We start from the raw sequence: 6842 nt of genomic DNA on the forward strand, positions 1-6842 counted from the left end.
TGAGGCGCTCCAGGCGTTCCATGGCCTCGGTCAGGGTGGGGACGTAGCCCTCGGGCACCCACCACATCACGGTGTACGGCTCCGCCATGCGCAGGGAGTGGTTCCTGTGCCCTCCAGGACGCCATCAAGCAGGGCGTACGGGTGTGGATCGGCTACCTCGACTCGCAGGGCAACGCCACGTCCCGCATCCTCGAACCCGCCCGGATGGAGGGCGGATACCTGACCGCGTACGACGAGACCAGGGCGGCCGTGCACCGCTTCGCCCTGCACCGCATCACCGGAGTCGCGGGGCTGTCCTGACGCCCCGTACCGCAGCGGAGTGGCCCGGTTGTCCTGACAACCCTTGACTGTGGATGATGATCGCGCGAGGTTGGGACCGTGAGCGTGCGGATGACCGCGCCCCCGGCCGGGCCGGCCGAGGAGGCGCCGTGGGTGAGCTGACGCTGGGCCGGCTGGCCGAGGAGGCGTGGGAGCGGTTCGACGACCACGACTCGGTGTTCTACGACGGCGTCTGGCACCGCAGTCACGCGCTGGCCGGGCGCGCGCGCCGGGTCTGCGGCGGGCTCGTCGAGGCCGGCATCGGGCCGGGCGACCGGGTCGCGGTGATGATGGCCAACTCCCCCGACGTGGGAGTCGTCTACCAGGCGCTCTGGGCGGCGGGCGCGGTCGTGACGCCCGTGGTGTTCCTCGTGGGCGCCGCCGAGCTGCGGCACATCCTCACCGACAGCGGCGCCTCGGCCATCGTGACGTCGCCCGAGCTGCTGCCGGTCGTGGAGGAGGCCGGCGTCGGCATCCCCGTGTTCGTCGACACCGCCGAGCTGGAGCGGGCGGCCGAGCGGGGCCCGGTGCCGCGTGACCCCGGCGACCTGGCCGCGCTCATGTACACGGGCGGCACCACCGGCACGGCCAAGGGCGTCATGCTCAGCCACCGCGGCCTGTGGCAGGTGGCCAAGGACGCCTTCGAGATGTCGCACCAGGAGGGGCTGGACCGGGCCATCGTGCCGGTGCCGCTCTCCCACGCGTACGGGCTGATCGTCACCGTCGCCGGGATGCACGCGACGACGCCGCAGCAGGCGGTGCTGATGCGCTGGTTCGATCCCAGGGCGTTCCTGTCGCTGGCGGCGGAGCAGCGCGTCCGGTACGGCACGGTCGTGCCGGCGATGCTGCACATGCTGCTGGCCGAGCCGCTGGAGGAGCACCCGCTGCCCGACCTCGCGTTCCTCACCTGCGGGGCGGCTCCGCTGGGGCGCGACGCGCTGGAGGAGTTCGAGCGCCGGATGCCCGGCACGCAGATCCTGGAGGGCTACGGGCTGACCGAGACCAGCGCGGTCACCACGTTCAACCCGCCGGGCCGGCGCCGGGTGGGCAGCGTGGGCCTGCCGCTGGCCGGCTACCGGATCGCGATCCGCGAGTCCTCCGGCGACGAGGCGGAGTGCGGCGACGTGGGCGAGATCTGCGTGCGCGGCGAGTCGCTGATGCTGGGCTACTGGGGCGAGCACGAGTCCGACCCGGGCGGCACGGCGCTGGTGGACGGTGAGCTGCGCACGGGCGACATCGGCTGCGTGGACGACGACGGCTATCTCTACGTCGTGGACCGGAAGAAGGACCTGATCATCCGGGGCGGCTTCAACGTCTTCCCACGTGACGTGGAGGACGCGCTGAACGAGCACCCCGACGTGGTCATGTCCGGCGTGGTGGGCCGGCCCGATCCGCGCGTGGGCGAGGAGGTCGTGGCGTTCGTGCAGCTCATGCCGGGCCGCACGGTGACGCCCGACGAGCTGATCGCGTGGGCGCGGGGGCGGGTCGGACGGGTCAAGTACCCGCGCGAGGTGGTGTTCGTGGACGCGATCCCGGTGACCAGCGTGCTCAAGCTCGACCGCAAGGCCCTGCGCGCCCGCCTTCCCTGATCGCGTTCCCCCGCGGTCCGCCCGACATGTCGTGATAAGTGTTGACCTTCAGGAGGTGAACATGAGTCACACGGACCCCAGCGGCGGCTACCCCTACGAGCCGTACGGAGCCCCCTACGGCGAGCAGCCCCCGCCCGGCCACGGCTATGGCTACGGACCTCCTCATGGCGCTCCCCCGCCCCGGCGCGGCGGCGTGAACGGCCCCGCGCTCGTCGCGCTCATCCTGAACCTCCTCGCGATCGTCTCCTGCTGCAACATCCTCGCCATCCCGGGCTCGATCCTGGCCGGGCTCGCCCTGCGCGCCGAGACCCCGCCGAAGACGGCACGCGACCTGCTCACCTGGAGCTGGATCCTGTACGGGGTGGGCTTCGCGCTGACCATCGGCGTGTTCTTCCTCCTCGGCGCCAACGGCTACCTGGACGACTGAGCGAGGCGTTTTCGCCGTTCGGGGACTGTTCTCGGCTCCGGATGTGTTGGATAGGCGTCAACCGGAGGAAGGATGTCCGTGAACGACGGCCCGCTCATCGTCCAGTCGGACAAGACGCTGCTGCTCGAGGTCGACCACGACAAGGCCGACGAGTGCCGGAAGGCCATCGCGCCGTTCGCCGAGCTGGAGCGCGCTCCCGAGCACGTGCACACCTACCGCGTCACCCCGCTCGCGCTGTGGAACGCCCGCGCCGCCGGCCACGACGCCGAGCAGGTCGTGGACGCCCTCATCAGCCACAGCCGCTACCCCGTCCCCCACGCGCTGCTGGTCGACATCGCCGAGACCATGGCGAGGTACGGCCGGCTGCGCCTGGAGAAGGACCCGGTCCACGGCCTGATCCTCACCTCCAGCGACCGGGCCGTGCTGGAGGAGGTGCTGCGCTCCAAGAAGATCCAGCCGATGCTGGGCGAGCGGCTCGGCGCCGACTCGGTGATCGTCCACCCGAGCGACCGCGGCAACGTCAAGCAGGCGCTGCTCAAGCTCGGCTGGCCGGCCGAGGACCTGGCCGGCTACGTGGACGGCGAGCACCACCCGATCGACCTGGCCCAGGACGGCTGGAACCTGCGGCCCTACCAGCGGGAGGCCGCCGACGCGTTCTGGCACGGCGGCTCCGGCGTCGTCGTGCTGCCCTGCGGCGCCGGCAAGACGATCGTCGGCGCGGCGGCCATGGCCCACGCCCGCGCCACCACGCTGATCCTGGTCACCAACACGGTGAGCGCCCACCAGTGGAAGCAGGAGCTGATCAAGCGGACCTCGCTCACCGAGGACGAGATCGGCGAGTACTCCGGCTCGAAGAAGGAGATCCGCCCGGTCACCATCGCCACCTACCAGGTGATGACGACCCGCCGGAAGGGCGTCTACAGCCACCTGGAGCTGTTCGACGCGCGCGACTGGGGCCTGATCGTCTACGACGAGGTCCACCTGCTGCCCGCGCCGATCTTCCGGATGACGGCCGACCTGCAGGCCCGCCGCCGCATCGGCCTGACCGCGACGCTCGTGCGCGAGGACGGCCGTGAGGGCGACGTCTTCTCCCTCATCGGCCCGAAGCGCTACGACGCGCCGTGGAAGGAGATGGAAAACCAGGGCTGGATCGCGCCCGCCGACTGCGTCGAGGTGCGGGTGACGCTCACCGACGAGGAGCGGCTCGCGTACGCGATGGCCGAGTCGGAGGAGCGCTACCGCTTCTGCGCCACGACGCCGTCGAAGACGCGGGTCACCGAGGCGCTGGTGCGCCGCCACCTGGGCGAGCAGGTGCTGGTCATCGGCCAGTACATCGACCAGCTCGACGAGCTGGGCGAGCACCTCAACGCGCCGGTCATCAAGGGCGAGACCCGGGTCAAGGAGCGCGAGCGCCTCTACCAGGCGTTCCGCGACAAGGAGATCCAGGTGCTGGTGGTGTCCAAGGTGGCCAACTTCTCGATCGACCTGCCGGAAGCCGCGGTGGCGATCCAGGTGTCGGGCACGTTCGGCTCGCGCCAGGAGGAGGCGCAGCGGCTCGGCCGGGTGCTGCGGCCCAAGGCCGACGGCGGCGGGGCGCGCTTCTACACGGTGGTCAGCAGGGACACGGTCGACCAGGAGTTCGCGGCGCACCGCCAGCGGTTCCTGGCCGAGCAGGGGTACGCGTACCAGATCATCGACGCCGACGACGTGCTCGGCGGGGTCTGATCCCGCTCTTCGGTCCGGGGCTCAGCTGCTGATGACCCGGCCGCGCGGCGGCCGGGCACCGGCGTCCGTCACGTCCACGAGACTCCGCGGGCCGTCGACAATCGAACCACCCCCCTCTGCGTGCAATCCGCCGCCGTAACCGAACCGCTGGCGACATACCCCCATGATCGGGCAAACCCACCTGATATGCCCGAATTTCTTGGTTTTGCCAGGCATCTTCCAGGTTGGTTACCTGGCGAGCATTCCGCCGAGGAAAAGCACTCCCTCGGCGGCGATCCAGGCCGCCACGCCCGCCCCCATGAACCAGGTGAACACGCGCGCGTCGCGCCTGGCCGTCGGCACCAGCCACGCCCCCGCCGTGCAGCACGCCGCCAGGACCGCGAACAAGCCCGACACCGTGGAGACCGTGTCGAGCCGCTGCGAGCAGTCCTCCGGCCGGCCCCCCGGGCAGAACGCCTCCACGCCCCAACCGGCGAACACCGACAGTCCCCACAGCGCCGCGAGCAGGAAGCTCGCGATGGTCGGGATGATCGGCGAGAAGCGGAGCCGTGCGCGTCCCACGCCCTGTGCCTACCCCGGGTAAATCGATTGGAAGCATGCCGGGGCCCCCACTAAACTGTCCGGCTCGCTACCTTGCACCACCACCGTCCGTCACCTCTGCCGACACTCCCCAGGGAGGCGCTTTCGCATGCCCGCACACCAGCTGGCCCCCGACATACCCGACGCCCCCGCCGACGTGCTCGCCGCCGAGCAGGCCCATCTGGCCGAGTCACGCGAGGCGCTGCGCGCGATGCGCGCCCACGCCCAGTCCCTCTCGGCCGACGCCGCCGGCGACTGGGTGTCCCAGCAGATCCTCCAGGGCCTGCTCGACCAGCGCGTGGCCGCCCTCGCCGACCACCCCGACACGCCCCTGTTCTTCGGCCGCCTCGACCGCGCCGGGGACGACGACCTGCCCAGCACGATCTACGTCGGCCGCCGCCACGTCCACGACGGCACCAGCCGCCCCCTCGTCATCGACTGGCGCGCGCCGGTGTCCCGCGCGTTCTACCAGGCCAGCCCCGCCGAGCCCATGGGCGTCGTACGGCGGCGCCGCTTCGGCTACCACGGCGGCGCGCTCACCGCGTACGAGGACGAGCCGCTGGCCGAGGGCGGCGAGATCGGGCCGTCCCGGATCCTCACCGAGGAGATCGAGCGGCCCCGCACCGGCCCCATGCGCGACATCGTCGCCACGATCCAGCCCGACCAGGACGAGATCGTCCGCTCCGCGCTGACCCAGACCGTGTGCGTCCAGGGGGCGCCCGGCACCGGGAAGACCGCCGTGGGCCTGCACCGGGCCGCCTACCTGCTGTTCACCCACCGCGAGCGGCTGGCCCGCTCCGGCGTGATGATCGTCGGGCCCAACCGCGCGTTCCTGTCCTACATCTCCTCCGTCCTCCCCGCGCTCGGCGAGGTCAAGGTCGACCAGACGACGGTCGCCGGGCTGCTCGGCGAGCACGCCGCGCCCGAGGAGCCCGAGGTGGCCGCGCTCAAGGGCGACGCGCGCATGGCGAAGGTCCTCGAGCGCGCCCTGTGGCTGCACGTCGTCAAGCCGGAGGAGGGCGTCGTCTTCACCAAGGGCGCCTACCGCTTCCGCGTGGCCGACTACGAGGTCCGCGAGATCGTCGCCTCCCTGCGCGGCACGACCCGCTACGTCCCCGGCCGCGCCGCGCTGGCCCAGCGGCTGGCCCACCAGGTGCTGGTCCGCATGGAGCAGCGGGGTGAGTCGCCCGACGACCGGGTGCAGGACGCCGTGGCCCGCTCCAAGCCGGTACGGCAGCTCGTCGACGCCGTCTGGCCCAAGCTCACGCCCGAGCAGGTGCTCTTCCGGCTGCTGTCCGACCCGGAGTTCCTGGCCCGCGCCGCCAAGACCGACCTGTCGGCCGAGGAGCAGGAGCGGCTGGTCTGGGCCAAGCCGTACCGGAGCTGGAAGTCGGCCAAGTGGTCGGCGGCCGACGCGGCGCTGCTAGACGAGCTCGCCGACCTCATGGAGCGCACGCCGTCGCTCGGCCACCTGGTGGTGGACGAGGCGCAGGACCTGTCGGAGATGCAGCTTCGCGCGCTCGGCCGGCGCTGCCGCAACGGCTCGGCCACCGTGCTCGGCGACCTCGCCCAGGGCACCACGCCGTGGTCGGCGACCACCTGGGAGGCCGTGCTGGCGCATCTCGGGCAGGAGGGCGAGGTCACGGAGCTGACGCTCGGCTTCCGCGTGCCGCGCGAGGTCCTCGACTACGCCGCCCGCCTGCTGCCGTCCATCGCCCCCGGCCTGGCCGCGCCCCGGTCGCTGCGTCCCGGCGCCGGCTCGCTGACCGTGCGGGAGGGCGGCGAGGTCCTGGCCGCCGTGCGGGAGGCGCTCGGCCGTGAGGGGTCCATCGGCGTCATCGCGCCGGACGCCCTGGTGGCCGAGGTGACCGGGACGCTGGCCGGGGCCGGTCTCGCCCACGCGGTCCTCGGCCCCGACTCGACCGAGGAGCACCGGCTGCTCGTGGTGCCGGCGACGCTGGCCAAGGGTCTGGAGTACGACCACGTGGTCGTGGTGGAGCCGGCCGACATCGTGGAGGCGGAGCCCAGGGGGCTGGCGCGGCTCTACGTGGTGCTGACCCGAGCCGTCACCACGCTCACCGTCGTCCACCGCAAGCCGCTGCCGGCCCAGCGCCCACCCGGTACGGCTCGTCCGGCGAGGGGCCCGTCAGCGACATCAGCCCCGCCTCGCCCTGGGCGATCTGGTCGTAGCCCGGCCGGCCGCC

Annotated in this window: 6 protein-coding genes and 2 pseudogenes; 5 read left to right on the top strand and 3 right to left on the bottom strand. The window is 72.3% G+C overall.

The window, feature by feature from the left end:
- The coding region (locus tag AB0H81_RS43015; RefSeq protein WP_358387752.1) for a DUF3291 domain-containing protein at positions 1-88 on the bottom strand (88 nt) is incomplete at its 3' end.
- Between the two features lie 23 nt (positions 89-111).
- Between AB0H81_RS43015 and AB0H81_RS43020 the strand changes: the two are divergent.
- From AB0H81_RS43020 to AB0H81_RS43035, 4 genes and pseudogenes are all read left to right on the top strand, one after another.
- A pseudogene (locus AB0H81_RS43020) lies at positions 112-300 on the top strand (WYL domain-containing protein); the annotation flags it as partial.
- 128 nt (positions 301-428) lie between these two features.
- Positions 429-1907, top strand: coding sequence for an AMP-binding protein (locus AB0H81_RS43025; RefSeq protein ID WP_358387741.1), 1479 nt, complete (start codon positions 429-431; stop codon positions 1905-1907).
- Positions 1908-1968: 61 nt separating this feature from the next.
- Complete coding sequence (locus AB0H81_RS43030) at positions 1969-2334, top strand: hypothetical protein (protein WP_358387744.1); 366 nt, start codon at positions 1969-1971, stop codon at positions 2332-2334.
- Between the two features lie 72 nt (positions 2335-2406).
- Positions 2407-4059, top strand: coding sequence for a DNA repair helicase XPB (locus tag AB0H81_RS43035; protein WP_358387747.1), 1653 nt, complete (start codon positions 2407-2409; stop codon positions 4057-4059).
- Between the two features lie 228 nt (positions 4060-4287).
- On the opposite strand, the gene AB0H81_RS43040 is transcribed toward AB0H81_RS43035, so the two are convergent.
- Entirely contained in the window at positions 4288-4620 is a 333-nt protein-coding gene (locus tag AB0H81_RS43040; RefSeq protein ID WP_358387749.1) for a hypothetical protein, read from the bottom strand.
- Positions 4621-4747: 127 nt separating this feature from the next.
- On the opposite strand from AB0H81_RS43040, the pseudogene AB0H81_RS43045 reads away from it, so the two are divergent.
- Positions 4748-6745, top strand: a pseudogene (locus tag AB0H81_RS43045) (AAA family ATPase); the annotation flags it as partial.
- On the opposite strand, the gene AB0H81_RS43050 reads toward AB0H81_RS43045, so the two are convergent.
- Positions 6714-6794 carry a hypothetical protein gene (locus AB0H81_RS43050; protein ID WP_358387755.1) on the bottom strand — a complete coding sequence of 27 codons (81 nt, stop codon included), beginning with the start codon at positions 6792-6794 and terminating at the stop codon, positions 6714-6716. The pseudogene AB0H81_RS43045 and the gene AB0H81_RS43050 sit on opposite strands and share 32 nt — an antisense overlap.
- Positions 6795-6842: the final 48 nt, after the last annotated feature.

The organism is Nonomuraea sp. NPDC050691 (genome assembly GCF_040654455.1).
Classification (GTDB): domain Bacteria; phylum Actinomycetota; class Actinomycetes; order Streptosporangiales; family Streptosporangiaceae; genus Nonomuraea.

Bases quoted from the DNA above. Each gene is read 5' to 3' on its own strand.
- AB0H81_RS43030 (WP_358387744.1), top strand. From the start codon at position 1,969: ATGAGTCACACGGACCCCAGCGGCGGCTACCCCTACGAGCCGTACGGA.
- AB0H81_RS43035 (WP_358387747.1), top strand. From the start codon at position 2,407: ATGTCCGTGAACGACGGCCCGCTCATCGTCCAGTCGGACAAGACGCTG.
- AB0H81_RS43050 (WP_358387755.1), bottom strand. From the start codon at position 6,794: ATGTCGCTGACGGGCCCCTCGCCGGACGAGCCGTACCGGGTGGGCGCT.